At 65.0% G+C, this 1,596-nt stretch carries 2 protein-coding genes; both read left to right on the forward strand.

Annotated features, from left to right (window positions below; translation table 11 throughout):
• Positions 1 to 124: 124 nt before the first annotated feature.
• The gene (gene adhP / locus K789_RS0116335; protein WP_024367693.1) at positions 125 to 1,135 is read left to right on the forward strand and encodes an alcohol dehydrogenase AdhP; all 1,011 of its coding nucleotides are present in this window, start codon (positions 125 to 127) and stop codon (positions 1,133 to 1,135) included.
• A 16-nt stretch (positions 1,136 to 1,151) separates the two neighbouring features.
• Positions 1,152 to 1,559 carry a DUF779 domain-containing protein gene (locus tag K789_RS0116340; protein WP_024367694.1) on the forward strand — a complete coding sequence of 136 codons (408 nt, stop codon included), beginning with the start codon at positions 1,152 to 1,154 and terminating at the stop codon, positions 1,557 to 1,559.
• Positions 1,560 to 1,596 lie beyond the last annotated feature (37 nt).

Below are 1,596 nucleotides of genomic sequence, written 5' to 3' on the forward strand. Positions count from 1 at the left end.
CCCCGCCCGTACCACTTGTGCACCTACGCGGAAGGACGCCGGCACGCTGCACACGCCCTATAGCTACACCCAAGTTTGATGACGCAAGGATTTCGCTATGACGACGACAACGACGACGACGACAATGCAGGCAGCAGTAGTAACCGAATTCGGCAAGGACCTGCAGATCCAGACTCTCCCTGTTCCCGTTCCGGGCCGGGGCGAGGCGCTCGTGAAGGTACTGACCACGGGCGTCTGCCACACAGACCTCCACGCCGCGGAAGGCGACTGGCCGGTCAAGCCGACCCCGCCGTTTATCCCGGGCCATGAAGGCGTCGGAGAGGTCGTTGCCCTCGGCGAGGGCGTTACGGACCTGGCCGTCGGAGATCTCGTCGGCAATGCCTGGCTTTGGTCCGCCTGCGGCGATTGCCAGTACTGCCGCACCGGCTGGGAAACCCTCTGCGAAGCGCAGCAGAACGCCGGCTACAGCGTTGACGGTTCCTTTGGCGAGTACATGCTGGTGGACACGCGCTTCGCGGCCAGGATCCCGGCGGGCTCGGACCCGGTGGAGGTGGCCCCGGTACTCTGCGCCGGCGTGACCGTCTACAAGGGGCTCAAGATGACCGAGGCCCGGCCCGGCCAGTGGGTCACGATCTCGGGCATCGGCGGGCTCGGCCACATCGCCGTCCAGTACGCGGTTGCCATGGGCCTGCGTGTTGCCGCGGTGGACATTGCTGACGACAAGCTCGCCCTGGCCAAGAAGCACGGTGCGGAGCTGACAGTCAATGCTTTGCAGGAAGATCCCGCCGAAGTCATCCAGCGCGAAACCGGAGGTTGCCATGGAGTCCTCGTCACGGCGGTGCACCCGTCAGCATTCGGCCAGGCGATCGGGATGGCCCGCCGCGGCGGAACGATTGTGTTCAACGGCCTGCCGCCGGGTGACTTCCCGGCACCGATCTTTGAGATTGTGCTCAAGGGCCTGACCGTCCGCGGTTCCATCGTGGGAACGCGGCAGGACCTGGAGGAGGCCCTGGAATTCTACGCCCAGGGCAAGATCCACCCCACCGTCTCCACCCGGGAGCTCTCCGACGTGAATGCTGTGCTCGACGAAATGAAGCACGCCAAGATCGACGGCCGCGTTGTCATCAAGTACTGACGAAGAAAGGACTCTGATGCCCCAGACCAAGCTCGACGCCGCCGTGACCGTTCCCGGGGAGGACTTCTCCCGGGTGGCGCTCACCCCGGAGTCGGTGGAACTCCTGCGCACCCTGTGGCTCCAGCACGGTCCGCTGATGTTCCATCAGTCCGGCGGCTGCTGCGACGGATCCTCGCCGATGTGCTATCCCGCCGGGGAGTTCATCACCGGGGACTCGGACGTGCAGCTGGGACTGTTCGACATTTCCGATGGGCTGCAGCCGCAGCCCATTGAGTTCTGGATGTCGAAGGAGCAGTTCAACTACTGGAGCCACACCCACCTGACCGTGGATGTTGTTCCCGGCCGGGGGAGCGGGTTCTCGGTGGAAGCACCTGAGGGCAAGCGGTTCCTGATCCGGTCCAAACTGATGGACTGGCCGGTCTAGCGGGTCTGGAACCGGGCGGATGGATCGTGAGCGGGCC

Origin of the sequence: Arthrobacter sp. TB 26, from assembly GCF_000427315.1 — a bacterium.
Lineage (GTDB): Bacteria > Actinomycetota > Actinomycetes > Actinomycetales > Micrococcaceae > Arthrobacter.

Coding starts and splice junctions, on each gene's coding strand:
- adhP (WP_024367693.1), top strand. CDS start 125: ATGCAGGCAGCAGTAGTAACCGAATTCGGCAAGGACCTGCAGATCCAG.
- K789_RS0116340 (WP_024367694.1), top strand. CDS start 1,152: ATGCCCCAGACCAAGCTCGACGCCGCCGTGACCGTTCCCGGGGAGGAC.